Origin of the sequence: Fictibacillus sp. FJAT-27399 (genome assembly GCF_001510655.1) — a bacterium.
Taxonomy (GTDB): domain Bacteria; phylum Bacillota; class Bacilli; order Bacillales; family Fictibacillaceae; genus Fictibacillus_C; species Fictibacillus_C marinisediminis.
Genome location: NZ_LMVC01000005.1, coordinates 48,163 through 74,471 on the forward strand (window position 1 = coordinate 48,163; position 26,309 = coordinate 74,471).

The window sequence follows — 26,309 nt, forward strand, 5'->3', positions numbered from 1 at the left end:
TTTCATTTGAGTCAGCTCAAAAAGCCCCGTCCATTATACCATATGATATCCGTATGTAATCATGCATGAAGATGTTAATTTGTCCAAAAAAAGCCGCCAATGAGGCGGCTTTTCATCGAAAATCTTATTTGGTTTTTGTCAATAAACCCTTCTCATATGCCTGGTCAATCTTGAACTTATGAAACGTAGCATTAATGACACCGCCAAGGATGATGACCATCCCCGTTAAATAAAACCATAGCATGAGTACGATAATGGCTCCCAGGCTCCCATATGTGGCTGAATAATTGCCGAAGCTGTCAACATAAAAAGCAAAGCAAAGTGAGACAAGCAGCCAGGCAACGGTAGAAAAAATGGCACCGTACCAGACTTCACGATATTTCAGCCGTTTGCAAGGCCCCATAAAGTACAATACAGAAAAAACAATTGCAATAACCACAAAACTGATAACCCATCTCAACAAGCTCCACATGCTCAGGAAGAACTGATCGAGTCCCAGATAAGAGAAGATAAATTCCCCAAGCATTTTTCCGAAGACAGGAAGAACCAAAGAAACAACGATAGAGATAATTAATCCAATGGTAAGAAAGATAGCCAAAATCCTTGCCGTGATAAACGAACGGCATTCTTCCACACCATAGGCTTCATTTAATGCTTTAATCACTGCATTGACTCCATTAGAGGCTGACCAGAGGGAGGCGATAATCCCGAAAGAAAGCAGCCCGCCTTTTTTAGATTCAAGCACAGCCTTCAGGTTCTCTCTAATCAACTCCATCGATTGTCCAGGTACGACATTATTAAGAACTTTTACAGCGTCTTCCGGAGAAATAAAGATACCGCCAAGGGTTATTAAAAAGATGAGAAACGGAAAAAGCGACAGCAAAAAATAATATGCCAGCTGCGCAGCCAGATCAGGAACACCACTCTTTTTAAAACTGTGCATAAATTCAATGGCAAATGACTTTGGAGATATATTCTTAAGTTCATGGAACAATTTCATCTGTTTCACCTCGCTGCTTTAAACGATCCGTATACTGAAAAAAGAAGGGCAACTTAATAGCTGCCCTCATTTGGTGTAACCACATGCGGTTTGTTTTGAAGGTCGGAATAAGATGGAGCTGTAATCGAATCCTTTTCGCTTACTTCGCCCACAACATCTTTACCATGCTCTTTAACGTCCTGTCCTGCACCTTTCAACTTACTTCCTATTTTTACAAGCTCACTGCTTGCCCCTCTTACTTGCTGCATGGCTTCCATTGATGTATTTTTCACATCTTCCATTGTCGACATGAGCTGTTTGATATCATCCATCACATCGCTCACGGCTGAAGACGCGGATTGGAAAGTTTCTTTTACTCCGCCTGTGAGCGATTGAGGATTATCCTTTACATTTTTTGCAATAGTAACTGTCTGATCTTTTACATCTAACGTTTTACGTTTTACGGTTTGCCGGGTAGAGCGGTCAAGCATAGCAATTGCTGCTCCCACTGCTGCTCCAATGAGGAGTCCCTTCACAAGCTTGCTGTCATTTCTTTCATAAGTATCAAATGTTTTGTACGCCATATAAACATCTCTCCTTTATATTAAAGTACCATTTAGTATGGTTTACATTCCCTATGGTTGGAACAAAAAAACATTTTTTTGTTTTTGTTTATTTTTTTAAAGTGATGGGTATCTTAACGGTACAGCACAATAACAAAACAAAATTTTAAAGGAGGAACACACGAGATGAGTTTTCTTTGGGCACTTATTATAGGTGGTATTATTGGTTGGTTAGCAGGAGTAATTACAGGACGTGACGTTCCGGGTGGAATCATCGGAAACATCATTGCCGGTTTTGTCGGTGCGTGGCTTGGAGGATTAGTCCTTGGAGATTGGGGTCCTGATGTAGCTGGATTTGCTATCGTACCAGCCATTATTGGAGCAATAGTCGTAGTATTAATCGTCAGTGCCATCCTTCGTGGTATGAGACGAAACGCATAACCATCAAAAAAAGGGGCTGTCCTGAAAGTCGAAAATTGACCTTCAGGCAGCTCCTTTGACGTGAAAAATCTTCAATGAAAAGTTGATTGGAGTGCAAGGTGCGAGACTCCTGCGGGACTAGCGTGACAGGTGAGACTCCCGCAGGCGCTTGCGCCAAGAGGCTCACCGCACGCCCCGCGGAAAGCGAGCAGCCTGGAGCGGAGATCAACAGCTATCAGACTTCTTGGACAGCCCCTTTTTTTTAGTTTCCAAAATCCTTTTTAAAAACATGGCTGACACAGTCATATCCCATCTTGCCTTCATAGAAGCGATGGGCATCTTTTCTGGCAATTCCTGATGACAGAGCCACGCAGTTGCAGCTGTTATGAAGAGCAAATGATTCGATAAACGAAAGAAGTTCTTCCCCGAACCCTCTTGAGCGAAGGTTTCCGTCAGTCACCAAATCATACACCCACACATGTTTACCGTAATAAAGGTTTGTCATGATGGCAAAACCAGCTACAGCCACAAGTGTTTCATCATCATAACAGCCAAGCAGCGTATACCCGTTAGTCTGCATTTCTTCATTTAAAGCAAGATATAACGCCTCGGTTAAATGCGGACGAAGCTGTTTCATAACAGGAAAAGCTTCTTTTACTTCTTTTTCCGTTGAAAGTTGACGTATGATCCCCATTCAGCCATCTCCTCTACAAGTTTTCGCGGACCGCTATATCTTCAAGCAAATGATGGCATCCCTCTGTGACCAGTTCATAAACCTCATCAAAGTTTCCTGTAAAATAAGGATCCGGCACATCTTCTGCCTTACTTTCAGGAACATAATCCATCAGCCTTGCCACATGGTTCGCAGGTACATGGCCTGCCAGCTGCTGAAGATCACCGATATTTTTAGCATCCATCCCGATAACAAAGTCATATTCCGTAAGATCTCCAGCCACAACCTGCCTTGCTTTCAATCCATCAAAAGAAATATTTTTCTTCGTTAATAAATCCCGTGTTCCTTCATGCGGCGGTTCACCGACATGCCAGTTTCCCGTTCCGGCAGAGTCCACTGAAATCTTGTCATCCAAGCCTTTTTTTTGGACCATATCCTTGAATATCGCTTCAGCCATAGGTGAACGGCATATATTTCCAAGACATACAAATAAAACTTTAACCATAGTAATCCCCCATCTATTTATTGCTGTTACATTAAAGTATACCGTTAATTGTGTAAAAACATAAGGAGAACTCATTTACCTATATTATAATTGCAGTAAAAAGGAGATGAGCGGATGGCAAATCGACAAGCACTTGAACAGCTTGCTGAATGGATCAAAGGTTCATCGTATACCGTTCTGTTAACTGGGGCTGGAATGTCAACCGAGAGCGGGATACCGGATTTCAGATCCCAGAACGGATTATGGAAAAATTACGATCCCGCCTATGTATCGTCAGTTGAAGCACTACACCGCCATTATGATGTATTTCATGAATTTTACTCACTGCGGCTCAATGACATGGAACGATTAAAGCCTCATAGCGGATACAGTATCCTGTCAAAATGGCAGCAGCAGTCTATGGTTCATGCGGTAGCCACACAAAATGTGGATGGGTTTCATAAAAAGTCCGGTGCACATCATGTTTTTGAACTACATGGTTCTCTTGATGAGATTTATTGTCATGAGTGTGGATCCGCTCATTCCCGTGAAAATTTCAGAAAAGGAGAACCCTGTGATTGCGGCGGCAGGCTCCGGCCCGGAATTGTGCTGTTTGGAGAACTTTTGCCTGAAAAAACATGGGAAAGCGCCCTGGCTTCCATTGAAAAGGCAGACCTTGTGATCGTCATCGGCACAAGCCTGCAGGTTTATCCCGTTAATCAGCTCCCTTCCTTAACCTCCGGAAAAACAGTTCTGATCAACAGAGAACCGACCACACTCGATCATCTTTTTACTATGGTCATACATTCCGGCGCAAAGGACACATTGATTCAATTGGATGAAATTATTCAGGATACATAAAAAAGGGGCTGTCCAAGAAGTCTGTAAGCTGTTGATTTCCGTTCCAGGCTGCTCGCTTCAATTAACTTTTCATTGAAGATTTTTCAAGCCAAAAAGGGGCTGCCTGAAGGTCAATTTTCGACTTTCTGGACAGCCCCTTTTCATTGTTTATCTGCTGTCGGGTACAGCTTTTACAAAATAATTTCGGGAACGAGGTCCGTCAAACTCGCAAAAATAAATTCCCTGCCATGTGCCAAGCACTAAATCGCCATTATGAATAAAAACCATCTGTGAAGTTCCTACTGTACTCGCTTTTAAATGTGACGCTGTGTTGCCTTCCGCATGCCGGTACTTTGGATGCTCCCAAGGATAAACCTCATCCAGCCTCATCAGCATGTCCGACTTCACATCAGGATCAGCATTCTCATTGATTGTTATCCCCGCAGTAGTATGGGAACAATAGACATACAACAGCCCTTCCTGTACCCCTTGCTCTTGGACATAAGCACGGACCGTATCCGTTACATCGATCATTTCGTCCCGATGGTGTGTCTTTATTGTGAATTTTTGCAGCAAAACTGATCACCTCGCTATGTTTTTCCGTTATCTTATAAACATTACCATTCTGGTTCAGCATCAAACACCAGAATAAAGAAAGGATGCTAGTTTTGGAACATGCCGCTTTTAAAGAACTAACCACTATACGCAAAGAACTCATCAATCACCCATTGTACAAAAAACTAACGAATGCAGAAAGGGTAAAAATTCTAATGAAGCATCATGTGTTTGCCGTTTGGGATTTCATGAGCCTCTTAAAGAAACTGCAGATCGAGCTGACCAGCGTTTCCGTTCCCTGGATGCCACAGCCACACCCGGAATACGCCCGATTCATTAATGAAATTGTATTAGGTGAAGAAACAGATGAAGATGGCGAAGGCGGTTTTATCAGCCACTTCGAACTTTACTTGAAAGCTATGAAAGAAGTGAAAGCCGATACCAATCCTATAGTGACTTATCTTACACGGGTAAAAGAAGGTGAGGATCCCCTTTTGGCCCTTGGATCGGATGCGAGAATCCTGATAAACTTCAGCAAGCCAAAACGGCTGCCATGGAATCATTGGAAATGAGAATAAAACTAGGGATGGCGTCCTTTAAGAAATAGAAGAATGCAAAGCATAAAAAAGAGCTGCCGTGTGGGCAGCTCTTTCCTTTTATTTGCGATTTACACGTGTACGGTCTCCGGCGATCTTTTTCCACTTTGCTTTTTCAGCCAGTGCGGCACGCTGGTCTTCTTTTCTTGCAAGGAAAGCCAGCTCTTTTTGCAGCTTAACATAACTGCTATAGCGGCCTTCATCCAATGTCTCATTCTTAATGGCCTTTTGAACCGCACATCCTGGCTCGTTCGTATGGCTGCAATCCCGGAACCTGCATTGTTCAGCAAGCCCTTCAATATCTGAAAAGCTGTGCCCTACTCCTTCTTCTGCTTCCCACAACTGCAGCTCACGCATTCCAGGAGTATCAATGACAATTCCTCCGCTTTTTAAAACGATGAGTTCGCGATGCGTCGTCGTATGCCGCCCTTTGTCATCGTCTTCCCTGATGATTTTGACATCCTGCTTCTTTTCTCCATAGAGAGCATTCGTCAACGTGGATTTACCTACCCCGGAAGAACCGAGCAAGGCAACCGTCTTACCCTCTTCAAGATAGGCGGCAAGCTGCTCCAAACCTTCTTCTTTTTCCGCACTGATTGCATGGATGGGAACACCCATCGCCACTTCTTCCACTTCCCTGAACTTTTCCTCGATATCTTCACAAAGATCAGCTTTACTTAGTACGATTACTGGGTTGGCTCCGCTTTCCCAAGCCATCAGCAAGTATCTTTCTATCCTTCTTAGATTAAAATCCGTATTTAATGCATTCACGAGTAGAACTGTGTCCACATTTGCGGCTACTATCTGCTCTTCTGTCGTATGTCCTGCCGCTTTTCTTGAAAATTTGCTTTTGCGTGGAAGAATGGCATGTATTGAAGCCTTTTTCTCCTCCGGCCTTGCCGTAATAACGACCCAATCCCCGACAGCCGGGTAATCCTGCCTTTCTGATGCCATATGGCGGAGCTTTCCGGTCACCTCGGCGAGAAGTTCCCCGTGCTCCGTGAACAATCGGTACATTCCCTTATGCTCAAGAGCCACCCGGCCAACGGTGTAGCTTTCCTTATCGAATGATGCATATCCTTCTTCAAAAAATAGATCCCATCCTAATTGTTTTAAATTCAATTTGTTTTCCTCCAATGATTAAATGATTAATTTTATTTAAAATAAAAAAGACCGGCGCACCGGTCTTTTGGAGATCTGCATAATGACAGAATTCCTTTGCATTAAAAAACCCGTGAACTGTTCACAGCCCACGGGTATAATCACTTAACCATTGAAATACTTCAAAGAAATTAAATGTCCTGATTCCCGGAGGGCTGTGATATGAAATTAACAACAGTAATGGCGTATTCAGTAACAATGCTCATATAACATACCTCCTTAAAGACTCTTTAATAATCTAACTATAGTATAAGTATGCAGGATTTGTAAATAGGTTATTCAAAAATTCAAAAAATAAACCTGAATGGCTCTTAGTGGGCCATTCAGGTTCTTTTTTAATTATCTGTGGCGAATCCAGATTGCACCGGCAGAGTTATCTTTCGCTTCACCGATCACATGGAACTGCAAGCCTAGGTTAGGAACCTTGCGTCCTGCGTCATCAATCTTTCCGTCTGGCTCACTGCCATTATAGTCTGTTTCATCGATATACTTTTTAGAATCGTCAAATGTAGTTACTCCGTTCAAGCCTTTATAGTCAAAGATTCCTCTTGAAGGAGAGTTGATGTACCAAGCCGGAGCTTTATCAAAAGAGAATGCAGCATCTGCTACTTGGTAACGTGTAGAATTCTCAACTGAAGGCTTGCCATTCAACGTACCGACAATTGCTTTCGGATGAGAGTCTACTACTCCAAGGAACCCTTCACCTGGATGCGGTCCAGTCCAGTTATCAGAGAAGCTGTCATCCGCATACCATACGAGCATACCAGTGTTGTATTTTACTCCGCGCGCAAATTGAAGGGCCTTATCTGCACCAGCGTAGTTTCTCCATTCGATGTAGTAGTTGTTTTTCTTAAAGTCGATTCCATCAGAAGTCTTAGCACCACCAGAGAATGTTAATTTTGGAGTTCCTTCAGCATCATCGGATAGTACAACATTTCCATCCACAGTTACAGATAAGTTATCCATTGCAAAGCCGTTCATCGCAAGACCACCATCTGTAACATACTCAAATTGAACTTTTACTTTTTGGCCTTTATAAGCAGAAAGGTCATAAGATTTGTCTATCCATTGGTCCTTAGTTGTATCTGCGCCTTTGTCTTCATCTACAACCTCATCACCAAATGTATCAATCGTTTCGGTAGTTCCGTCAGCTTTCACTACTTTAACATATAGGTAGTCATAATCTGCTTCAATTTCATAAAGTGTTTTAAAGTCGATTTTTGCATTTGATGCATTAGTCAAATCAATCTCCGGTGTGGTCATCGTAGTATGCAGGTCATCACCTTTTGTACTGTAAAAGTATTTCTCACCGAAAGCTGGCTTAATGCCTTGAACCTTTTTATCCGGCAGATTTACTTTAACAATACCCGGGTTGTTCGATTTGGTTACAGACTGGTCAACTTTTGTGAGAAGACCAATTTTATTGATTTTGCTGTAATCTACTTCCTGTACGTTCGCCCAATTCCCGCCAATTGTGTTTTGGAAGAAATCTTTGTTTTGCGGTGAAAAGCTTGTTGGCGTTGTTCCCGCAATATTACCGTTCCAGCTTCCGCCACTCATGATGGACCAGGAAGCAACCGGTTCACCGTCACCTGTATATTGAGTGTCATACTCATCCGGCAGACCTAGATCATGTCCGAATTCGTGGGCAAATACCCCAACTGCCCCATCTTCAGGTTCAACTGTGTAGTCGAAAGCAGCCATTTGTCCGCCCCAATAAGGTACAGTTGCAGTTGTTCCTGGAACTTTGTAAGGTGCATTTCCAATCGTCCAGCGGTGGGACCAGATCGCATTGTCTCCAAGCTTTCCGCCGCCTGCTTCCTGTCCACTGCCTGCATGGATAACCATCAAGTGGTCAACTAATCCGTCTGGCTCATTAATATTTCCATCACCATCAAGATCATAAATATCCAAATTATCATAGTCAGCAAGGTTAATTCCGCTTGCCGCTGCTGCATTTAAAGAGTCCTTAATAAAATCACGAGGCCCTAGTGGTGCCTGGTTATCGTTACCGCCTTTTGGAGAATCATCTCCATAATCAGCTGCTTTACCAGGGACAGTCAACCACGGTGAAACTGTTCCTTCAACTGTATAGCTTCCTCCGGATTGCTCTTCGTAATATTGCTTAAAGGTTTCTACCTTTGAGCCATCAAACAACTCAAAAGGCTTGTCCCCGAACAGCATATCTTGGTAATGCTGCTGGTTGAAATCCTTGGAATACATATAGCCAGGTTCCTGGTCGATGTTATTATGTTTAAAATCAGAATACTCGGCCAAAAGGACAAGCACCTTATCTTTGCGGACAGGGCCATCATATTTTTTTCCTTTTGCAGGGTCTACTTTTACGAACCCATTCGGAAGACCTTTTTGCATTTTGGATTGGCTTTTATTTAATTTTTTTGATAGCTTCTGTTTCTGTTTATAAAGGAAATCTTTTGCTTTAAGGTCAAAATTTTTCTTGCTTGATGCTGAGGAAGCATTTCCTTGAACTCCGCCCACTTTTTCATTTTTTCGTGCTATGTACTTTTGAACGGCTTTGGCAGTATCAACTTTTGAAGCATTCTTTGAGATAATCCCTCGGTCTTTCAAAGCTTTGGCAAGCCTGTCCTGATCCACCACGTTCATATCGATTGGTGCAAACTGCGTCGATTTTCCTTTTTCCGGCTGTGCATTGCTAGCAAATGCTGCAGGTGACATTAGACTCAATGAAAGCCCTGTGATCAAGAGCGATGAGCCTAATTTCTTAGACCAATTTCCCAATGTAACCCCTCCTGTTTTGAACAGCATGAATTTTCTGTGTTCTTTCTTTCTAAATCTACCATATTACTTAGGTAAAGAGGATGTACTATATTACTAAAATGGCAAATTTTTCTCATAGTTTAATAGGACTAAAGAACTATAAAGCTCTTCTATTTAAAAATAGAAGAGCTTTATAGATTAATTATGAATTACTTATAGATTACAATTGCTCCTACTGAATCATCAGAAGCTTCTCCGTTCACACGAACCTTCAGACCGTAGTTTCCTGTGTTGCGGCCTGCGTCCGGCATGAATGGATTTGCAAATGATTTGCTGTCGTCAAACAGTGATACTGCTGATTGACTTGACTCAGTCAAAGTTTGAACACCTGGATAATCAATATTCAGACCGGATGTTTTATCCAATCCAAAGGCTGCATCTGCAATATGGAAGCGAGTGCTTGCTTCTACTCCAGTGTTCCATTTCAAATCGTTGATATGAGAATCTACTACCCCTAGGAATCCGTCTCCAGGGTGAACGCCTGTCCAGTTGTCAGTATACGTCGGATCCACATACCATACGACTAAACCGCCATCATAGCTCATTAGAGAACTTCCGCGTTTAATGTGGGCAAGCCCTTCATCAACACCTTGTTGATTTCTCCATTCGAGTAAGTAGTAATGATCGCTGTATTTGTTTCCATCTGACTTCTCAAAGCCTTTTAGCGTAAATGCAGAAGGATCTTTCTCAGCACCATCATCTACTAAAGTTGTGCCGTCTGCCACGATTTTAATGTTATCTGCGAAGAAACCTGCCTGGCTTGTCCCCCAATCTGTTGCAGAACGAAGGCGCAGCTGGATCTTTTGCCCTTTGTAAGCAGACAGCTCAAACGATTGAGCCTGCCATCCGTTTGAGTTCCCTGTAAATCCAGGCATAGAATTAAGGATGGTAGGGTAGCCTTCAGGAACCACGTCAGAACGAGTATGACTGTTTCCTAGAGACTTCCATGTAGCACCATTGTCAGTAGACACTTGCACAAAAGCAAAGTCCCATTGTTCTTCCATGTCATACCATGCATCAAAAGTAAGAGTAGCAGACTGTTTGCCTGTTAGATCTACGTTAGTAACCATAGAGTTGTCCATTTCATCTGCTTGTCCGCCCCAGTACTGGTAAGTGCCGGTTTTAGGGGTGTTAATTGCGGTCTTTTTCTTCGGCAGATTCACTTGAATGGCTTGATGGTTTAGGCCATTCGGTGTATTGGCCTGGTCTAAAAGGAATTGTGCTCCTTTAGTCGATACATCTTTCCAGTCAACAATAGTAGGAGTTGTCCAGTTTCCGCCGAGCGTGGATTTGAAATAAGATTTCGCCCAAGGAGAGAATCCAGTTGGTTCTGCCCCTGGTACTTTACCTGCCCAAGATCCGCCTGACATGATGGACCAGTACCCAATTGCTTCGCCTGTTCCGGAGTAAATCGTGTCATATTCATCCGGAAGACCAAGGTCATGGCCGTATTCATGTGCGAAAACACCAGTGGCCCCATCTTCAGGCATCATTGTGTAATCGTAGAATCCAGGAAGACCATTGCCAAGTCCATCCGGATCAAAAAATTTAGCAGAACGGTGTGACCAAATTGCATTGTTACCTAGTGAACCGCCACCAGCTTCCTGTCCCATTCCGGCATGGATGATTTGCAGGTGGTCAACGAGGCCATCCGGCTCCCAATACTTACCGTCTCCATCTAAATCATGCGGATCCTCAAGATCGTAGTCACCAAGAGGTATTCCAGCATCTAGAGCTGCCTTATACACATCTACTACAAGCTGCTTGGAGCCGCCAGGTGTGACGTTGTCATGGCCGCCGGATGCTCTATCAGCGCCATAGAAAGCCGCGGTTCCTGGAACCTTCAGCCATCCGTATGCTTTTCCTTCAACAGTATAAGAACCGCCAGATTGCTGTTCATAGTATTGTTTTTGTGAATTGAATTTTTCACCGTTAGGCCCTTTAACTCCGTCTTCACCGAAGATCATATCCTCGTAATGCTGAAGGTTATAATCTTTGTAGTAGTTATCCGTCTCGTTCGGTTTAATGTTGTTATGAGGCGTATCTGCGTATTCAACGGTCAGTGTTAATAGTTTTCCTTTTTTAATAACCTCACCTGGTCCTTGGTCATCCACGGGATCTGGCTGTTTCTTATATTGCCCTTTCTTTTTGCCGTTTCCGTGAAGAAGGCCGTTCGTGAAACCTTTGAACTCACGCTGTTTTTCAGCAGCGGCTGCTTTTGCTTTTGGAGCAAGCGGATCCTTTTCTTTGACAGAATCCGGTTTTCCTTTTAACTCCAGATAATCATGCAATGCTTTTTGCTTTTCTTTTTCAGAAGCATCCTTGGAGATGACTCCTTCTCTAATGAGCAAATCTATTAATTTATCATCGTTTACAATAGCCAGGTCTAGTGCGGAATGACTATTGCCGTAATGATTTGCAACCGTTTCCTTCATCGCTGTTTTTGCTTTTGCGTCTAAAGACCCTGTAAACACGGATGTGGAAACTAAACCTAAAGACAGCCCGGTAATTGCCAATGATGCTCCCAATCTCTTACTCCACTTTCCCAATTGTACCCCTCCAGATAGTAGATTATGAATATTTTGTAATTTCTTGCTATATAAAAGTATCATATCCCCAGTATTTTGAAATGCTACTAATTTACTATTATTAGAATATTTTTACTAGTTTGAAAATACACTTGTACATATAGAAAGGACTCCTGCCTCATAGGCAAAAGTCCACAAGCTTCTTTTGACGTATTATTGAAAAGGAAAAACCAGGGGATTATCCCCTGGCAGCTAATTACTCGTTTGAAGAATCTTGATCTTCAGAAGAAATGCGAACAGTGGATAGAATCACATTCTTGTTCACATCTTCTGAATCATGATCTTCATCTTCATTGTTTTGATCATGATCATAATCTTGATCATAGTCTTGGTCTTCGTCTTCTTGCTGATTAGTTGCAGGCACTACAGTATCATCAGATTTTTCGGCTTTTTCGCTTTCCTTTTCAGATGTACACTGTTTTTCTTCGTCTTCAACTTTCACAGCGTCTTCCTTCTCTGTTTCTTCCTCTTTCACTGCATCCTCGTCTTCATCTTTTACTGGCTCTGTAACCTTTTGATCTTCATCTTTGCCTTCTTTTTCGTCTTCAAGATCTTTCGGAACGGTTACAACAATCTCTGTATCCGCTTCTTCTTGATCTTTGATTTGATCTTCTCGTTCCACTGGTTCAGACGGTTTCACTGCAGGCACAGCAGCATGGACTGCTGAGTTAGGGGCTGCATGTTTTTTTGCATTCTCACTTGCATGAAGAGCAGCTTGTGAATGATTTTCTTTCTTTTCCTTCTTTACCTTTACTTCTTTTACAGGCTTCACTTTTTTTACTTTTACTTTTTCTGCTTTTACTTCTTTTTTTTCGGACTTGTGCACGTTTGGTTTTTTCACTTTTCCTTCATGTTTAACACCATGGACTGCGGAGTGTTTGTTTGCTTTTTCTTTTGCTTTCTCACTTGCTTTTTGCGGTGATTGAGGTGTTGCTGCATGAGTTTTAACGTGAGTTGTCACATGTGTTTTTACTGCTTTTTCACTGTGATGGCCTGGTGCTGCCGAAGTTGCTTCTCCTCCAGCTAATGCTGCAATAGAAAGTGTTCCTGCAAATACGAAAGATTTAATTAACATACCATTCATTTTTTTCATGATTGTTTACTCCTTCAATTCTTTTTTTATTTTTTGATTGATTTATTTATAAAAGATTTGAAAGAGCATTTCGGGCGGCTGAGATGGAGGAGCATTCACCCATTGGCTTTTAAGAAAATCCCTATTTGACGCACCCAGCAGCTTTGCTGAAGAGCCAGTTATTCGATCACTGTCCATTATGTATGCTTTAAAAGTAAAAAGAGTGGATGATTGTCCTCCGCTGTCCCCGTTGCTGCCAGAGTGGCCGGAAGAAGGCGAAGCACCCGGTAAAATCAACTTAGAAGATGGGTTTACAGGAATCTTCTTTGATAACGGTTTCAAAGGGCTGCTCGGCACTTTCTCCAGATGATTCCTGGGTTCTTTATGTTCGGCAGCCTTTTTTGCTTGACGGCTTTCCTTTTTTATAGAAGAAACAGGACTGACTTCCTTTTGTACTTCAATCTTTTCTTTGCCAGACGGTCTCGTAACAGCAGGTTTCATGTCTTTCTTTTTTTGCTGTATGGGTTTGACCGGTTGAACAGCCTTCTTGAAATCCCCTTTATTTCGTTCCGGCTGACGGCTGGCTGCAGGAGTTGGAGGAAGTGTTTTGGTTTTCTGAGGAGCTTTTTCCGCCTTTACAGGACGGTGAGAAGGCACGGCCCTCTTATTAACCTTTTCCTTATGGTTCCGTATTGGTTTTGCAGGAGTCGTATTTTCTTTCTGATGAGGAATGTTTTTAACCGTTTTTCTGCTGTTCTTCGTTTGTTGATCTTTTTCCTCTGCCACTCGATTTACCTTTTGCACCTTTTCCAGCTTTTGCTGAGGCTGCTGTAAGGAATGTTGATTTTCTTTCGCCGCTGATACTTGCTGCGGAAGGAAGAGAAGAGCCGCGGCAGCTGCTCCTGCGATAAAATAGCTTATTCTTTTCATCGTTTCACCCCCCTTCCTTTGTCTATATAAAAGATACTGTCGATATGTGCGTTTTATGTCGGTAACTTGAAAAAATAGTCGAATATTCCTATAAATGACTTCATTAGAAGGAATGGGAAGCCAGTAACAAGAATAGAACTTAGAAAAGGAGGGATGAAAGATGGCTGCAAAATCTTTCGTTGAAAAGTATAAAGAAGATCATCAGCATCCCATGAATAAACTTACACACACCATCGGTATACCAATGATCGTTGTTTCGCTTCCGCTCTTTTTCTGGATGTGGAAAACAGCGCTCGCTTTATTTATCCTCGGCTGGGTGCTTCAATTTATCGGACACCTCTTTGAGGGCAAAAAACCCTCTTTTCTCAGCAACCCTGTCTATCTTCTTGTCGGGCCGGTCTGGTACGTTAAAAATATTCTTACAGGAAAAGCCTTTAAAAAAGATCAAACAGAAAAACCGCACCTGTAAAAAGGAGCGGTTTTTCTCATACTTATTTATTTCGTTCGATTTCTTCTACAATCTCTGAAAGCTCTTCCCAGCGGTTCATCGCTTGTTCCAGCTTATCCGCAACTTCCTGCTGCTCACGGAACAAACCATCAATCTTGCCGAAATCGCTTCCTGCTGAAGCAATCTGAGATTCGATTTCTTCGTGTTTCTCTTCTAATTCAGCAATGACGTTCTCGATGGTCTCCCATTCTTTTTGTTCTTTATAGGAGAGCCGGCGTGCTTTTTCTTTTTTCGGTTTAACTTCTGCTGGAGTCTCTGTTTTTACAGTGGAGGCCATTTCGTCCTCTTGTCTCTTCTGTTCGAGATAAGCTGAATAATCTCCATCAAATCGTCTGACTTCCCCGTTGCCCTCAAGCGCAAAAAGATGTTCCATCGTACGGTCAAGGAAATAACGGTCATGTGATACAGTAATAACAGCTCCAGGGAAGTGCTCCAGATAATCCTCTAATACGGATAATGTTTCAATATCCAGGTCATTCGTCGGCTCATCCAGAAACAGCACATTCGGTTCACCCATTAGAACACGCAGCAAATAGAGTCGCCGTCTTTCCCCTCCAGATAATCGGGAGATGTAGGTCCACTGGGCGCTAGGCGAAAATAAAAACCGTTCGAGCATTTGCGAGGCGGTAATGGACTGCCCGTCCTTCGTATAAATGACATCCGCTGCTTCACGAATATACTCAATCACTCTTAAGTTCTCATCCATTTCTTCATGGTTTTGCGTATAGAATCCCAGTTTAACCGTGGGGCCGGTTTCAACTTGGCCCGAATCCGGAAGAATCTTGCCGGCCAGGATGTTCAGCAATGTCGTTTTCCCGCTTCCGTTCTTACCTATAATACCAAGCCTGTCGTCAGGCATGACCAGATAGCTGAAATCGGTAAATAGTGTTTTCTCTCCAAAAGATTTTGAGATGCCCTCGATTTCCATGACTTTTTTACCTAGTCTTGCAGAACCGATCGCCATCTCCATCTGGCCTTTTTGTGCTGGCCCTGATTGCTCCTGAAGAGTTTCCGCACGTTGAATTCTTGCTTTTTGTTTCGTCGTCCTTGCTTTCGCTCCTCTTCTCAGCCAAGCCAGCTCACGGCGAAGCAGGTTCTGCCTTTTCTGTTCCGAGGAAGCTTCCCGCTCCTCTCGCTCTGCTTTTTTCTCCAGAAACATTTCATAGTTTCCTTCATAGCTGTAAAGGTTTCCTTCATCGAGCTCGATCATGCGGTTCGTTACCCGGTTCAAAAAGTAGCGGTCATGTGTCACCATCAGCAGAGCGCCACGGTATTTGGCGAGGAAATCCTCCAGCCACTCTACCGTTTCATTATCAATATGGTTGGTCGGCTCATCCAAAATCAGCAGATCGGCAGGCTGAATGAGCGCCCGTGCAATGGCTACCCGTTTTTGCTGGCCGCCTGAAAGGGTGCTCACCTGTTGCTCCAAAGAGGCAATTCCAAGCCTGTTGAGAACCGTTTTTGCTGTTGTATTCGTGTCCCATGCATCCATGGCGTCCATCTTCTGCTGAAGAGAAAACAGCTGCTTTTGGAATTTTTCGTTTTGCGGGTCGCTTTCCAGCTTTTTAATCGCCGTTTCATATTCCCTGAGAAGCTGCATTAACGGAGAACTTCCATAAAAAACAGCTTCAAGTACCGTCACTCCCTCTTCAAAGACCGGAGACTGCGGCAGGTATTCGATATGAAATTCATTGGCGTGAACAATTTCCCCCGTATCTCCTGTTTCCATTCCCGCAATTATTTTAAGAAGAGTTGATTTCCCGGTTCCGTTGACTCCAATGATACCGATTCTTTGTTTTTCGCTGACCGTAAAGGATATCTCATTAAAAAGGGTTTTGTCCCCATAGCTTTTTGATATATTTTCAACCGATAGTATACTCATTTTCACTCATACCTCATATCATTAGTTATCTGCCTCTATTGTATCAAAGATTAACAAGATGGCTCCAACTAAAGGAATTTTATCGGGTGAAAGGAAACAATTTCAAAAATATGGTTTAATGTAAAGAGATCACGGCAATTAATCTATTGTCCGATTATAGCGAAAGGGGGGGAGAAATGTGATGAGGAATGATTCATTTGATGCGGTCGGTATGTTTTTCGGCTTGTTTGGTGTTCTTTATGTGTTAGTGGCTTTATTTATGGTTGTATTAACGATCGTTTTTATCTTTAAAGCCATGGGCTTTATGAAACGAAAAAACGAAGCGGACCGCCTTACCAATGAAAGGCTTGAACGTTTGATTCAGCTTCAATCAAAAAGGGAAATTGATCCTTATAATGTTCAGGACTAATACATAGGGTACAGCATAAAGAAGGGATTGCGCGTTTTGCACAATCCCTTCTTCATTTCCAGTAAATCAATCACCATCAAAAATATTAAAGAGACCTTTGGCGAGGCTTCCTTCATCTTTGGACTGAGGAATCGCCGCGAATACCCTGCTCGCGAGTCTGCTGAACGGCAAGGACTGAATCCACACTTTCCCGGGACCTCTTAAGGTAGCAAAGAATAACCCTTCACCGCCGAATAATGCGGTTTTTACTCCCTTTACCATCTCAATGCTATAGTCTACGTCCTTCGTCATCGCAACAAGACAGCCTGTATCCACACGCAGCACTTCTCCAGGCTCCAGTGTTTTTTCATGAATGGTTCCGCCGGCATGAACGAAAGCCATTCCATCGCCTTCCAGCTTCTGCATGATAAATCCTTCACCGCCGAAAAAACCTGTACCAAGCTTGCGCTGAAGTTCAATTCCTACTGAGACACCTTTAGCGGCAGCCAAAAAAGCATCCTTCTGGCAAATGATCTTACCGCCATGTTCGCTCAAATCCATCGAAATAATTTTCCCCGGGTAAGGTGAAGCGAAGGAAACATGCTTTTTGCCTGAACCTTCATTCGTAAAGGTGGTCATAAACAGACTTTCACCTGTCAGCATCCGTTTACCGGCATTAAACAGCTTGCCCATTAACCCAGACCCTTGGCTTGATCCATCGCCAAAAATGGTTTCCATGCTGATGCCGTCTTCCATCATCATCAAGGCGCCTGCCTCAGCGACCACGGTTTCACTCGGATCAAGTTCCACCTCAACAAACTGCATGTCATCTCCATGAATCTTATAATCGATCTCATGATTGTTCATTTTGTCTTCCTCCTAAAGTATGTAAAAAAGTTAATGCCTCTTATACGGCTGATGACTTATTAAGTTTCACTTTAAGAATACTTCATTCTCCTCCTGTTTTCCTGTTTATAAAAAAACTTCCGAAATTAATAATCGGAAGCTTCCATATGTATCCCTATATGAATGAGTCTTACTGCGCTCCCTTTTTTGCGAGACCGGAACGCAAGGTATGACGAATAAACCATAAATTAATCAGTTCCACTTTCTTATTGTACTCTTTCATGTTCAAAGCGCCTTTCAGGTGTCTTTTTCGAATCAGAAAAAAGTACCTCTCGACAACCTGGCTGTAATCCATGTGATGCTCCTCCTCAAAGTTACAATTAATAGTCTTCTATACCCTTTATCGTTTTTTTCTAAGCTCGTTTTCCGCAAATTGGGGCAGACTATTGAAAAAGGAGGGATCATGTCGTTATGTCAGAAAAAGAAACAGATTATGAAGGCCGAAAAGAACTCTACCTTGATATCGACCGGATGATTAACGAAGGCATGGCTGGCGGTTCTGTCGCTCATGAATACGACTTAAAACAGATAAGTTATTCAACTGAAATCGGTGATGCAGAAGAACCCCCAATAAGACAGGATGAAGAAAACAAGTAAAAAAACAATCTGAAAAAGGGGCTGTCCAAGAAGTCTGGTAGCTGTTGATCTCCGCTCCAGGCTGCTCGCTTTTACCGGCGTAAACGCCTACTTTCGCAGGGCGTGCGGTGAGCCTTACCGGCGTGAACGCCTACTTTTTGGCGCAAGCGCCTGCGGGAGTCTCACCTGTCACGCTAGTCCCGCAGGACAAGGAAGGCTCCGGCAGCTTTTTATCGCACGAAGAAAATGTGAAGTTCATTTTCGAGGAGTCTCGCACCTTGCACTCCAATCAACTTTTCATTGAAGATTTTTCACGTCAAAGGAGCTGCCTGAAGGTCAATTTTCGACTTTCAGGACAGCCCCTTTTTTCCGTATTAAGTTATCTTTCTCAATTCATTCACTGTTTTGATGAGCTCGTTATACCGTTCTTCAAGCACCTCTTTTTGGTCGCCTTTCCGCGGTATGGACAAGCGCCCCACAATATCAGCAAGCTCCAGTTCTAGAGCCAATAGTTCACCTTGGTTGATCGATGGAGTTTTATCCAGCTTTAGAGCCTGCTGCTGAAAAGCATCATAATTCCCTTCCGAAAATAACGCACTCTGATGATCCTGAAAGACAAGGACATGATCTGCCAATGCATTCATAAGGTGGCGGTCATGTGTCGAGAACAAGATGGTGCCCGGATAAGCTTTTAAAACCGTTTCCAGCGCCTCTCTGGTAAAAACGTCCAGATAATTCGTCGGCTCATCGAGCAGCAGAAGATTATAATCTCCAAGAAAAACCTTCGTCAATGCTGTTTTTACCCGTTCCCCCCCGCTCAGCACACTTACCTTTTTGTGAACATCTTCTCTTTTAAATAACAGCCGTGCGAGTACAGTCCGAATGAATTCCTCGGAATACGGGCTATTTTTAGAAACGTTCTCCAGAATAGAAAGATCTTCATTCAGGATGTTGAGCTGCTGATTAAAATATCCAATCTTCAAGGCCTTTGACAAAGATACTGCCGGGTGTGCAGATTGGATCATGCTGATCAGGGTGGACTTTCCGCAGCCGTTCGGACCAATAAGGGCTGTTCTGCTCCCGGTCTTTACAATAAATGAAATGCCAGCAAACAATAAATGGTCTCCAAAAGACCTTGAAGCGTCTTTTACCTGGATCGCCTGTTTAGCATGCACTGGCGTAAATTGCTGGATATCAAACTGAACGGCTTCCGTTTCTCTCGGCTTTTCCTTTTTCTCCAGCTGTTCTACCCGTTTTTCCATCGCTTTGACGTTCTTCATCATCGCCGCTTGCTTGCTTTTAACCCTTCCCCTGCCGAGATTGGCTTCTTTATAGCTCATCCGGCTCGGCTTTTTCTTCATGCTCTTTACTTTTTGTGTCTTTTCCCGTGCAGCTTCAAGCAGTCTTTGCTTTTCTTTCGTATACTCCCCATACTCAAAAAATTGACGGGTTCGCTCATGTTCTTTTTGTTTACGGTATGCTGAGTAGTTTCCTGAATAGAAGGTTGGAACTGTATTTTCGATCTCCAGGATCTTCGTGCAGATTTCATCAAGAAACGCCCGGTCATGCGAAATTAGCACAACGCCCCCAGGAAAGCTCTTCAATTCATTCTCCAGCTGCTGAATTCCCTGCAGATCCAGATGGCTTGTCGGTTCATCCAGAAATAAAAGGTCAGGGTTCTGCTGCAGGGCGGAGGCAATTTTCAACCGTGTTTTCTCGCCTCCACTCATGGTCAGCCATTCCTTGTCCTGAATTCCCCAGATTCTTTGCAAAGCGTCCGAAGGGTTCTCTTCCAGCTCATCTCCAAATTGCAAAACTGACGAAATTCTTCCAAAGACATGAACACTGCCTGTATCTGCAGCTTCTTCCTTTGCTAAAATGTTCATCAGCGTTGATTTTCCGGCTCCGTTCAATCCTACGATGCCAATCCTGTCCCCTCTGTTGATTTTCAGCGGTTCTGTGAGTTTTATAATCAACCGGTCACTGTATGACTTTTCAATATTTGCGGCTTCTAATAAAAGCATAAAAAGACCTCCCTGTTTTGATCAGAGAGGAAAAATTCGCACAAAAATAACGATACCTGTCCCGTAAAACCGGGTATCACGTAAAAAAAACAGGTATGAAAAATGGGCAAACTAATCCTATCCGAAGTTTAGATTCAAAAATGAATATAAAGTTCAATTAAAATAGGAGTTAGTTACGCATTGGACGATACACCTGTTCCCTTCTAGTTTTATCACCATCAGTTTAGTCGAATTTCCCAAAAATGTCAATCGGTCAATCATCAAATCTTCGGATGTCTACTTTTTTTGGTTTTTGACGATCAGCGGGCAGCCGATAAAGCTTAATGTACAAGAATCCTTTCTTATACGTCGCATGAATGGCGTCACTGCGGACCCGATACGGCAGTTCCACTTCTCTGCTAAAGGCTCCTGAACCGAACTCTTCCTTGGCTATTCTATATTTTCCTCCGATCAAGTTGGTTTTCCCTTTGATATGAACGCTCCTGTCATCCACATACACATCCACATCTTCCGCTTTCTCAAGGCCTGGAATGGCAGCAATGCATAAGAGCTCATTCTCAGATTCATAAATATTAACAGCCGGAAATCCCCGCTCTTCTTGCGGCTGGGACTGCTGTTGCTCCCTCTGTGTGTCTTCCTGCTGCTGGTAAGGAGAAAAGAAATTTTGGCCAAGGTACTGATCAGCAAACTTCTTCCACTCCATCATCTGTTTCCATGAATCCAATGGTATCCCTCCTTTCTTTGTTTATTAGCTGTAAACATTTATGAAGGTGCAGGGAGTTCGACAGCTGGGACCGCGGCAAGCGGAGGAGCTTCCCCGGTGAAGCCTCCTGTATTGTACAAGTTAGAAACGGGCCGGATCATGCCCGCACTGCCGATTTGCATGACGGATGAATTCTGAATCCCCTGTACCTTTAATTGATAGATGGTAATGGTCTGGTTAACAAACAGATTCAAGGCTATTCCTCCCTCATTTGTCCATGGTCTTGCTTGTGCCTTGATACCGGTGATACTGGAACGATCGCCAGGTTTTTCGGATCGGGATTGGTTCGATAATCCCTTATATGCTTAACCCTCGATTCGAGGTCGATGTTTTGAATACCGCCAATATGAAGCATGGCAGCTGTTGATATACCCAAAATATCAATAACCCCTACTCTGATATAGGCAGGATCATTATATGATTCCATAGTGACTTCTTTCGGCGGCGTAGGCCTTGGGCGCGGTATAGTAAACGCCTGGTAGTTCGGAAAATTAATGAGTCCGCTTAACGCCAAATCAAAAGTCGGCTCATACTTCTGGATGGCCAGTGCCTGTGAAAAGGCAGCAAACTGGTCTGTATCCCCGATATTTACGATGGATGAAAATAACATTGAACGGATGTGAATATGATTGACCTCCGATGTTCTCGGTATCATATTATAGTGCCAGAGGAACGAGTGAGGTTCCGACCACCAGGGCTTCCGGTGGTGTATCAAATATGGAAGCCAGACAAATATGCCCGGCATCGCCAACCAAAACGAGCGAAGAGATACTCACCCCTACAATTTTAAGAGAGCCCACAGACAGTTCATGATTGATCACCTGGAATCTCATGGTTCTCACCCCCGATGTTATTGTTCTTTAAGCTTAAGATGAAATGCTCAATTCCCTTGTACACATCACCTTTCACTTTATTCTCAACGAGCAATATGCCCTCTTGGTTATGGGGAGGATATTTTTGAAGGTAATGCTCCAGCCTGCCCGGAAGCTGTGTCCGGATATCATTCAAAATCAGTTCACGATAAGATTCATCCAGTTTATGTTCTTGTTCCTCTTCTATTTTGGTTATGTCTTCCGGTGCCTCAATGTTCATATATTCTTCAAGGTTTGCCATGATTGCTGTATATTCCCGGCTTGAACTCATGGCGCCCGGGGGTGGTTTACTGCCGCCAACTGCGATGGATTCACCGCCCACTGTAAAATCATCCACCATGTTTTTGCCGTCACTTTCAGAGCTCAGCCCAATGTTCAGCGTTCCGTCAAGCCTCTCAATTTTCAGCTGATCAAAAGAATATTGGATTTGTGTGGTCGGCTGGTCTTTTACTTTCTTCATATCCTTGGTCAATTCTTCAATCTGCTTTTCCAGTTCACATACTTTATCTTGCAGGCATTGAAGCTGCCCCTGCATCTGCTGGATATAATAGTATTGATTATAGCTATCCGACATAACATCATCTCCTTACTTAGTTTTATGCCGGATCTGCTGTAAATTTGCTTTTAAAATCAACACTTCTAGTTATTTGCAATATTCGTATTATCGAACTGATCCATATCGTACGTATTTGTAAGGTTGTAGCCCGTGTTCGTCCTTATGTTATCACCCGTGTTAAACGACCCAGCGCCTGCAAAGGTCTTCGCATTGCTGATAGGATTGATGGCCTGAACATCCCCGATATGGACAATGGAGCTGCTCGATACAGAGGCAATATTTATACTCCCTACGATTCCAGGCACTTCAAACCACCCCCTGCCAACAGTCTCCTCATATCATATGTCACGATTTCCTAGGTGTTCACCCTCTTATCTGTTCACCCTTTGAAGAATTTGCACATACATTAATAAGAGCAGCATGCAATCTATACGGTACTTCTAAAAGGGAGGTTCGTTCTCTTGCCATCACTGATCGTGGGGCCTGTAACCATTTCCTCTGTGCAAGCCGATGGAGTAGTTAACTTTGGTGACACCCTTGTCATTAACCCTAAAAGCACAAGCAAAGGGTATAGCGGCTCTGGAGGCGGAAATACAGGCAATTTCCTGCAAACCGTTACATTTATCAGTTCAACCAACACATTAGATACAGATGCTGTTGATTCGAACGTTGCCGGCAACGCCTAATTTACTGAATAAGGAGGGGTAAATCATGCCTGAAAATGGCGGACCCATCATGCCATTCTTTAATGAAAAGTCATTGGGAACGTGGGTAAAATCTTTAGAACAATTCATTGATAAAAGCTTTGAGCATTACCAGACAATGGTTGACCATCTATCGTTCCCATTAGAGATTCAGGAGACCAAAAATGAGTTTATCGCCTACGCCAACCTCGAAAACTATGATCAAGGCCAAATTCAAATCGAGGTGCTGGAACGCGCACTTAAAATTATTGCATTTGCTTCTGAATCCAATCGCTTCGCCGATGATAAAAACAATATCACTCAATTCAAACAGGCGAATAAACGAGTCGAGCGACTTGTCCCGCTGCCTTTTGCTGTAAAACAGGAAGACGTGCGAGCCACGTACGGGAACGGTGTCTTAAAAATCCGTGTTAAGAAAAGAAAGCCTTCTGCACACTATATTGATATTCAGCCTGAAATTGAAGGATAACACTTGTGATTGAACCGCCATCTGAAAAGCAGAGAGAATCCGCGAGATTGCGCTTGTGCCCCTCTGCTTTTTAGGTTTTTTTACAGTGGAAGGAGATCCGGGAGGGTTCTTTTTTCATAAAAGAGCGGCAGGAAGACATAATTGAGCGAAAGACAGAGATAATTGAGCCAAACTGATCAGGAATTGAGCCTAACCCGAAATAAATGAGCCTAACTAAAATTCAAGCTCTTCACACCTGCAAAATCAACCGGCTTTTATTATCCCCAGCTTACTCATCCTTACATAAAATAAATTACATTTTACTAGGTTGAATATCTTGTACACTCTTGCCAGACCTACATATGCTGTAACTACAGAAATAAAATTTAAATAGATTGGAACGATTTCATGCGCCAGATGAATCCTTACGGGTACGGACAGTATCCGCAGTACGGCATGCAGCCTGGAATGGGCTATGGACAGCCAGGCTATCCTGGTTACCCTGGCCAAGCTTACGGCCAGGGCGGATATATGGGAGCAGGTTACCATGGGATGGTCCCGGGTTATGGCCAAGGTGTTTACGGAGGCTATCCTATACAGAATCCTGCATACCCTCAGCAGTATACAAAACCGCCTCAAGGCGGCGGAGGATGCGGCTGCGGCGGCAGATAAAAAAAAACAACCGGAGACACCTCCGGTTGTTTTTTTACATGGTTATTTATGATTTAAGGCTCTCTAAAAACCATTTTTCCGTAAAGTCCACGAGTGGCTTTTGCCGAATCAGACGGGTTTCAGCAGAACCTGCAAGTCCTTTATTAACCTCAGAGCCGTGATGACTCTCAAATTCATGGCCGATCTGGTCAAACAGTTCTTCCCTGGTTTCTATTTTTTTATAAGTCTTCCAAACTCTTTGTCCTGATTCCATAACAGGGCTCCCCGTTTCCAATCCCTTTTGTCCGGGAATGCGGTATTCGGCCAGATGCATCGATGTATTGCTGCCATAGCCGACACCAATCAGCAGAACATAACCATCACGGTTATAGATTCCCGCCAGGGGGGAACATTCACCAAACCCTTCATCTAATGCGTGATTTTCCATAAGTATTTCTTTGTCTTTCCCCCAAGCCGCAAAGGAAACGGTCGGATGTCCGCTTCTTATGACACCGGGAAACGACCGGAAGGCATCCACAATGGCCCCCATCGAAAACGTTGGAGTAATGGAAGGTTCATAGGCTGGCATTTCGTCACGGATCGTTTGCCACCAATCCTGAGGTACCGGCGGGTTTTCCCATTCGGAAGGATCAGAATAATCCACGGACTGGGTGGGCATCACCAGATTACCTTCCTCTGTTATGACATCCATTAATGCCTGAACGACTGTTACAGGCCCACCGCAAACCCATCCGATCTTGCGTAAAGAAGAATGAACGATCACGGTCATTCCTTTTTTCAGTCCCAATTGCTTAAAATCTTCCCTTAAAGAAGTCCGAGTTCTCGGATACGATTCATTTATCATTTACTTCTCCGCCTTTATCTTCCCATTTTGCTCATACCCTTAATTTTACCAGTTTCCTTTCTATTTGAAAGACAATCGATAAAAAACACTTCTCTTCCTTCTCTACATACGATAGATAGACACAGCATACACCTATACGGAAAGGAGGGATTGGAATGAGCATGCCCAATGATGGGGATCAGCATTACCCAAAACCATCCGTAGAACAGTTCAACACCTGCGGTCCTCAGCCTTATTGTGCAGGGCTTGGCGATATCGCTCCCGTATTTACCGCACCATCGATTCAAGACGGAGAGATCAAGGATGTTCGCCTGGAAGATTTTCACGGCAAATGGGTGATTTTGTTTTTTTACGGCAGTGATTTCACCTTTGTCTGACCGACAGAACTAGCGGCGGTCGCCGCTTTATACGGCGAGCTCAAGAAACTGAACACTGAAGTGCTCGGCATCAGTACGGACAGCGTGTTTTCTCATAAAGTATTTAAAGAAGTCTCACCTCTTGCTGGTAAGGTCCAATATCCGCTGATCAGCGACCGAAACCACCTCATCAGCCGCGCCTATAGAGTATTGGACGCCCACAGCGGTGCCGCAGTAAGGGCTACAATCATCGTCGGCCCCGATGGTTATATTGCCAGCAAACTCATCTATCCTTCCGAGGTCGGACGGAACGCCTACGAAATTCTGCGGCTTATTCAAGCCCTCCAATATGGTGAACACTCTCAAACCAGTATTCCGGCAAACTGGGTTCCCGGCATGCCCGGCCTCAACATGAACACAGAGGACATTGGAAGGTTTTAAAAGAAATACTGAAGGGACCGTTATGACCCGACAAGCGTCTGATTACGTAAAATAAAGGAAGTAATTAGTCTTTTTCGCTCTGATTTCCCTCTGTTTTTCTTGTGAAAACGCTGTTATTTGGGAATTCGGAGCTTTTTTTTGCTAAATAGCCTGTCCAAAGGTAAGGAACAGCCGCTGGTTTTTCATTTACAATCGGAAAATGAACAATTTACCAGCCGAAATGAAGAAAATACTGTCCAAAATCATAAAATACCAGCCAAAATTACAACTTTACCCGCCAAACGGCCATTATGTAAACTAAACTGTATCACCCGATCCGCCTCCAGCAAAAAAAAAGCTGACCTGCATAACCGAATGAACGGCGTGCAAGAGTCAGCTTCCTAACATTATTTCAATAAACGGTAAACGCGTGCTTCATATGGTTTTAGCTCAATGGCTTGAATCTTCTCCTCAGCATTCACCTCATAGTTGCTGATCACCAATTCATGTGCTGCAAACTCCACATGCTCCGGCATTTCAAAATTCGGTTGCTCTCCAGAGAAGTTAAGAATCACAACCAGCTTCTCCTCACCAAGAGTCCTCGTATACGAATAGATTTGAGGATGTTCTTCCAAGATAATGTCAAAGCTCCCATACACGATAATCTCATTTTCTTTGCGAAGCTGAAATAGTCCAGTTTTTCAATGATTCCTTGATGTCCCCGATTCCA

33 protein-coding genes are annotated in these 26,309 nt (G+C 43.4%); 10 read left to right on the plus strand and 23 right to left on the minus strand.

Annotated elements, in window-relative coordinates; translation table 11 throughout:
* Positions 1–124: 124 nt before the first annotated feature.
* Together AR335_RS18300 and AR335_RS18305 are read right to left on the minus strand one after the other, a co-directional pair.
* Positions 125–1,000 carry a YihY/virulence factor BrkB family protein gene (locus AR335_RS18300; RefSeq protein WP_062238584.1) on the minus strand — a complete coding sequence of 292 codons (876 nt, stop codon included), beginning with the start codon at positions 998–1,000 and terminating at the stop codon, positions 125–127.
* A 53-nt stretch (positions 1,001–1,053) separates the two neighbouring features.
* Complete coding sequence (locus AR335_RS18305) at positions 1,054–1,563, minus strand: hypothetical protein (RefSeq protein WP_062238585.1); 510 nt, start codon at positions 1,561–1,563, stop codon at positions 1,054–1,056.
* 165 nt (positions 1,564–1,728) lie between these two features.
* Here AR335_RS18305 and AR335_RS18310 point away from each other — a divergent pair, with 165 nt between their 5' ends.
* Positions 1,729–1,983 carry a GlsB/YeaQ/YmgE family stress response membrane protein gene (locus tag AR335_RS18310; RefSeq protein WP_053355688.1) on the plus strand — a complete coding sequence of 85 codons (255 nt, stop codon included), beginning with the start codon at positions 1,729–1,731 and terminating at the stop codon, positions 1,981–1,983.
* Here AR335_RS18310 and AR335_RS24405 read toward each other — a convergent pair.
* The 3 genes from AR335_RS24405 to AR335_RS18320 are packed head-to-tail and all read right to left on the minus strand — an operon-like array spanning position 1,946 to position 3,140.
* The gene (locus AR335_RS24405; RefSeq protein WP_156419085.1) at positions 1,946–2,191 is read right to left on the minus strand and encodes a hypothetical protein; all 246 of its coding nucleotides are present in this window, start codon (positions 2,189–2,191) and stop codon (positions 1,946–1,948) included. The two genes, AR335_RS18310 and AR335_RS24405, sit on opposite strands and share 38 nt — an antisense overlap.
* A 33-nt stretch (positions 2,192–2,224) precedes the next feature.
* Positions 2,225–2,656, minus strand: coding sequence for a GNAT family N-acetyltransferase (locus AR335_RS18315; protein ID WP_062238587.1), 432 nt, complete (start codon positions 2,654–2,656; stop codon positions 2,225–2,227).
* A gap of 13 nt (positions 2,657–2,669) precedes the next feature.
* A complete protein-coding gene (locus tag AR335_RS18320; RefSeq protein ID WP_062238589.1) occupies positions 2,670–3,140 on the minus strand; it encodes a low molecular weight protein-tyrosine-phosphatase in 471 nt (156 codons plus the stop codon).
* Positions 3,141–3,254: 114 nt separating this feature from the next.
* On the opposite strand from AR335_RS18320, the gene AR335_RS18325 reads away from it, so the two are divergent.
* Positions 3,255–3,980: an SIR2 family NAD-dependent protein deacylase gene (locus AR335_RS18325; RefSeq protein ID WP_062238591.1), complete on the plus strand. Its 726-nt coding sequence runs from the start codon at positions 3,255–3,257 to the stop codon at positions 3,978–3,980.
* A 147-nt stretch (positions 3,981–4,127) separates the two neighbouring features.
* Here AR335_RS18325 and AR335_RS18330 read toward each other — a convergent pair whose 3' ends face one another.
* A complete protein-coding gene (locus AR335_RS18330) occupies positions 4,128–4,535 on the minus strand; it encodes a secondary thiamine-phosphate synthase enzyme YjbQ (RefSeq protein ID WP_062238593.1) in 408 nt (135 codons plus the stop codon).
* Positions 4,536–4,627: 92 nt separating this feature from the next.
* Between AR335_RS18330 and AR335_RS18335 the strand changes: the two genes are divergently transcribed.
* Positions 4,628–5,086: a DUF3050 domain-containing protein gene (locus tag AR335_RS18335; RefSeq protein WP_062238595.1), complete on the plus strand. Its 459-nt coding sequence runs from the start codon at positions 4,628–4,630 to the stop codon at positions 5,084–5,086.
* An 84-nt stretch (positions 5,087–5,170) separates the two neighbouring features.
* Here AR335_RS18335 and rsgA read toward each other — a convergent pair whose 3' ends face one another.
* From rsgA to AR335_RS18360, 5 genes are all read right to left on the minus strand, one after another.
* Positions 5,171–6,232 (minus strand): ribosome small subunit-dependent GTPase A, encoded by a 1,062-nt coding sequence (rsgA, locus tag AR335_RS18340; protein ID WP_062238596.1) that lies wholly within the window; start codon positions 6,230–6,232, stop codon positions 5,171–5,173.
* Between the two features lie 378 nt (positions 6,233–6,610).
* Positions 6,611–8,968: an immune inhibitor A domain-containing protein gene (locus AR335_RS18345; RefSeq protein WP_156419109.1), complete on the minus strand. Its 2,358-nt coding sequence runs from the start codon at positions 8,966–8,968 to the stop codon at positions 6,611–6,613.
* Between the two features lie 251 nt (positions 8,969–9,219).
* Positions 9,220–11,619 carry an immune inhibitor A domain-containing protein gene (locus tag AR335_RS18350; RefSeq protein ID WP_234293350.1) on the minus strand — a complete coding sequence of 800 codons (2,400 nt, stop codon included), beginning with the start codon at positions 11,617–11,619 and terminating at the stop codon, positions 9,220–9,222.
* A 235-nt stretch (positions 11,620–11,854) separates the two neighbouring features.
* Entirely contained in the window at positions 11,855–12,751 is an 897-nt protein-coding gene (locus tag AR335_RS18355; protein WP_062238600.1) for a hypothetical protein, read from the minus strand.
* Positions 12,752–12,793: 42 nt separating this feature from the next.
* Positions 12,794–13,660, minus strand: coding sequence for a hypothetical protein (locus AR335_RS18360; RefSeq protein WP_062238602.1), 867 nt, complete (start codon positions 13,658–13,660; stop codon positions 12,794–12,796).
* A 160-nt stretch (positions 13,661–13,820) separates the two neighbouring features.
* On the opposite strand from AR335_RS18360, the gene AR335_RS18365 reads away from it, so the two are divergent.
* On the plus strand, positions 13,821–14,129 hold the full coding sequence (locus AR335_RS18365) for an Mpo1-like protein (protein ID WP_062238605.1): 309 nt from the start codon (positions 13,821–13,823) through the stop codon (positions 14,127–14,129).
* Positions 14,130–14,151: 22 nt separating this feature from the next.
* On the opposite strand, the gene AR335_RS18370 is transcribed toward AR335_RS18365, so the two are convergent.
* On the minus strand, positions 14,152–16,050 hold the full coding sequence (locus AR335_RS18370; protein ID WP_062238608.1) for an ABC-F family ATP-binding cassette domain-containing protein: 1,899 nt from the start codon (positions 16,048–16,050) through the stop codon (positions 14,152–14,154).
* Positions 16,051–16,231: 181 nt separating this feature from the next.
* Here AR335_RS18370 and AR335_RS18375 point away from each other — a divergent pair, with 181 nt between their 5' ends.
* Positions 16,232–16,459: a hypothetical protein gene (locus tag AR335_RS18375; RefSeq protein ID WP_156419087.1), complete on the plus strand. Its 228-nt coding sequence runs from the start codon at positions 16,232–16,234 to the stop codon at positions 16,457–16,459.
* A gap of 66 nt (positions 16,460–16,525) precedes the next feature.
* On the opposite strand, the gene AR335_RS18380 is transcribed toward AR335_RS18375, so the two are convergent.
* A complete protein-coding gene (locus AR335_RS18380) occupies positions 16,526–17,305 on the minus strand; it encodes a TIGR00266 family protein (protein ID WP_053355701.1) in 780 nt (259 codons plus the stop codon).
* 169 nt (positions 17,306–17,474) lie between these two features.
* On the minus strand, positions 17,475–17,639 hold the full coding sequence (locus AR335_RS24410; RefSeq protein ID WP_156316262.1) for a hypothetical protein: 165 nt from the start codon (positions 17,637–17,639) through the stop codon (positions 17,475–17,477).
* A 116-nt stretch (positions 17,640–17,755) separates the two neighbouring features.
* Here AR335_RS24410 and AR335_RS18385 point away from each other — a divergent pair, with 116 nt between their 5' ends.
* Positions 17,756–17,941 carry a hypothetical protein gene (locus tag AR335_RS18385; protein ID WP_053355702.1) on the plus strand — a complete coding sequence of 62 codons (186 nt, stop codon included), beginning with the start codon at positions 17,756–17,758 and terminating at the stop codon, positions 17,939–17,941.
* Between the two features lie 353 nt (positions 17,942–18,294).
* On the opposite strand, the gene abc-f is transcribed toward AR335_RS18385, so the two are convergent.
* The 7 genes from abc-f to AR335_RS18420 all read right to left on the minus strand — a co-directional run bounded on the left by abc-f (position 18,295) and on the right by AR335_RS18420 (position 22,440).
* Positions 18,295–19,944, minus strand: coding sequence for a ribosomal protection-like ABC-F family protein (abc-f, locus tag AR335_RS18390; protein ID WP_062238612.1), 1,650 nt, complete (start codon positions 19,942–19,944; stop codon positions 18,295–18,297).
* Between the two features lie 253 nt (positions 19,945–20,197).
* Positions 20,198–20,668, minus strand: coding sequence for an Hsp20/alpha crystallin family protein (locus AR335_RS18395; RefSeq protein WP_053355704.1), 471 nt, complete (start codon positions 20,666–20,668; stop codon positions 20,198–20,200).
* 38 nt (positions 20,669–20,706) lie between these two features.
* A complete protein-coding gene (locus tag AR335_RS18400) occupies positions 20,707–20,901 on the minus strand; it encodes a spore germination protein GerPB (protein WP_062238614.1) in 195 nt (64 codons plus the stop codon).
* 2 nt (positions 20,902–20,903) lie between these two features.
* Positions 20,904–21,362, minus strand: coding sequence for a spore germination protein GerPE (locus AR335_RS18405; RefSeq protein WP_091007890.1), 459 nt, complete (start codon positions 21,360–21,362; stop codon positions 20,904–20,906).
* A 1-nt stretch (position 21,363) separates the two neighbouring features.
* A complete protein-coding gene (locus AR335_RS18410) occupies positions 21,364–21,540 on the minus strand; it encodes a hypothetical protein (protein ID WP_053355707.1) in 177 nt (58 codons plus the stop codon).
* Positions 21,515–22,153 (minus strand): spore germination protein GerPC, encoded by a 639-nt coding sequence (gene gerPC / locus AR335_RS18415; RefSeq protein ID WP_062238619.1) that lies wholly within the window; start codon positions 22,151–22,153, stop codon positions 21,515–21,517. Before gerPC ends, AR335_RS18410 begins: the two co-directional genes overlap by 26 nt.
* A gap of 65 nt (positions 22,154–22,218) precedes the next feature.
* Complete coding sequence (locus AR335_RS18420) at positions 22,219–22,440, minus strand: spore germination protein (protein WP_053355709.1); 222 nt, start codon at positions 22,438–22,440, stop codon at positions 22,219–22,221.
* A gap of 156 nt (positions 22,441–22,596) precedes the next feature.
* Here AR335_RS18420 and AR335_RS18425 point away from each other — a divergent pair, with 156 nt between their 5' ends.
* The 3 genes from AR335_RS18425 (at position 22,597) to AR335_RS18435 (ending at position 23,959) form a co-directional block, all read left to right on the plus strand.
* Positions 22,597–22,821: a spore germination protein gene (locus AR335_RS18425; protein ID WP_053355710.1), complete on the plus strand. Its 225-nt coding sequence runs from the start codon at positions 22,597–22,599 to the stop codon at positions 22,819–22,821.
* Positions 22,822–22,846: 25 nt separating this feature from the next.
* Entirely contained in the window at positions 22,847–23,308 is a 462-nt protein-coding gene (locus tag AR335_RS18430; RefSeq protein ID WP_062238621.1) for an Hsp20/alpha crystallin family protein, read from the plus strand.
* A 387-nt stretch (positions 23,309–23,695) separates the two neighbouring features.
* Positions 23,696–23,959, plus strand: a complete 264-nt coding sequence (locus tag AR335_RS18435; protein ID WP_082683607.1) for a hypothetical protein — start codon at positions 23,696–23,698, stop codon at positions 23,957–23,959.
* Positions 23,960–24,005: 46 nt separating this feature from the next.
* Here AR335_RS18435 and AR335_RS18440 read toward each other — a convergent pair whose 3' ends face one another.
* A complete protein-coding gene (locus tag AR335_RS18440; RefSeq protein ID WP_062238624.1) occupies positions 24,006–24,803 on the minus strand; it encodes an aminoglycoside N(3)-acetyltransferase in 798 nt (265 codons plus the stop codon).
* 155 nt (positions 24,804–24,958) lie between these two features.
* Between AR335_RS18440 and AR335_RS25030 the strand changes: the two genes are divergently transcribed.
* Entirely contained in the window at positions 24,959–25,600 is a 642-nt protein-coding gene (locus AR335_RS25030; protein ID WP_255357602.1) for a peroxiredoxin, read from the plus strand.
* A gap of 386 nt (positions 25,601–25,986) precedes the next feature.
* On the opposite strand, the gene AR335_RS18460 is transcribed toward AR335_RS25030, so the two are convergent.
* On the minus strand, positions 25,987–26,238 hold the full coding sequence (locus tag AR335_RS18460; RefSeq protein WP_062238628.1) for an alpha-glucosidase C-terminal domain-containing protein: 252 nt from the start codon (positions 26,236–26,238) through the stop codon (positions 25,987–25,989).
* Positions 26,239–26,309 lie beyond the last annotated feature (71 nt).

Excerpts from the sequence above, each read along its gene's own strand:
- AR335_RS18430 (WP_062238621.1), top strand. The coding sequence starts at position 22,847 with ATGCCTGAAAATGGCGGACCCATCATGCCATTCTTTAATGAAAAGTCA.
- AR335_RS18365 (WP_062238605.1), top strand. The coding sequence starts at position 13,821 with ATGGCTGCAAAATCTTTCGTTGAAAAGTATAAAGAAGATCATCAGCAT.
- AR335_RS18440 (WP_062238624.1), bottom strand. The coding sequence starts at position 24,803 with ATGATAAATGAATCGTATCCGAGAACTCGGACTTCTTTAAGGGAAGAT.
- AR335_RS18410 (WP_053355707.1), bottom strand. The coding sequence starts at position 21,540 with ATGAGATTCCAGGTGATCAATCATGAACTGTCTGTGGGCTCTCTTAAA.
- AR335_RS18405 (WP_091007890.1), bottom strand. The coding sequence starts at position 21,362 with ATGATACCGAGAACATCGGAGGTCAATCATATTCACATCCGTTCAATG.
- AR335_RS18320 (WP_062238589.1), bottom strand. The coding sequence starts at position 3,140 with ATGGTTAAAGTTTTATTTGTATGTCTTGGAAATATATGCCGTTCACCT.
- AR335_RS18375 (WP_156419087.1), top strand. The coding sequence starts at position 16,232 with ATGAGGAATGATTCATTTGATGCGGTCGGTATGTTTTTCGGCTTGTTT.
- AR335_RS18355 (WP_062238600.1), bottom strand. The coding sequence starts at position 12,751 with ATGAAAAAAATGAATGGTATGTTAATTAAATCTTTCGTATTTGCAGGA.
- abc-f (WP_062238612.1), bottom strand. The coding sequence starts at position 19,944 with ATGCTTTTATTAGAAGCCGCAAATATTGAAAAGTCATACAGTGACCGG.
- AR335_RS18310 (WP_053355688.1), top strand. The coding sequence starts at position 1,729 with ATGAGTTTTCTTTGGGCACTTATTATAGGTGGTATTATTGGTTGGTTA.
- AR335_RS18380 (WP_053355701.1), bottom strand. The coding sequence starts at position 17,305 with ATGAACAATCATGAGATCGATTATAAGATTCATGGAGATGACATGCAG.
- AR335_RS18325 (WP_062238591.1), top strand. The coding sequence starts at position 3,255 with ATGGCAAATCGACAAGCACTTGAACAGCTTGCTGAATGGATCAAAGGT.
- AR335_RS18370 (WP_062238608.1), bottom strand. The coding sequence starts at position 16,050 with ATGAGTATACTATCGGTTGAAAATATATCAAAAAGCTATGGGGACAAA.
- AR335_RS18315 (WP_062238587.1), bottom strand. The coding sequence starts at position 2,656 with ATGGGGATCATACGTCAACTTTCAACGGAAAAAGAAGTAAAAGAAGCT.
- AR335_RS18300 (WP_062238584.1), bottom strand. The coding sequence starts at position 1,000 with ATGAAATTGTTCCATGAACTTAAGAATATATCTCCAAAGTCATTTGCC.
- AR335_RS18360 (WP_062238602.1), bottom strand. The coding sequence starts at position 13,660 with ATGAAAAGAATAAGCTATTTTATCGCAGGAGCAGCTGCCGCGGCTCTT.
- AR335_RS18345 (WP_156419109.1), bottom strand. The coding sequence starts at position 8,968 with ATGTCACCTGCAGCATTTGCTAGCAATGCACAGCCGGAAAAAGGAAAA.
- AR335_RS24410 (WP_156316262.1), bottom strand. The coding sequence starts at position 17,639 with ATGGATTACAGCCAGGTTGTCGAGAGGTACTTTTTTCTGATTCGAAAA.
- AR335_RS18385 (WP_053355702.1), top strand. The coding sequence starts at position 17,756 with ATGTCAGAAAAAGAAACAGATTATGAAGGCCGAAAAGAACTCTACCTT.
- gerPC (WP_062238619.1), bottom strand. The coding sequence starts at position 22,153 with ATGTCGGATAGCTATAATCAATACTATTATATCCAGCAGATGCAGGGG.
- AR335_RS18435 (WP_082683607.1), top strand. The coding sequence starts at position 23,696 with ATGCGCCAGATGAATCCTTACGGGTACGGACAGTATCCGCAGTACGGC.
- AR335_RS18305 (WP_062238585.1), bottom strand. The coding sequence starts at position 1,563 with ATGGCGTACAAAACATTTGATACTTATGAAAGAAATGACAGCAAGCTT.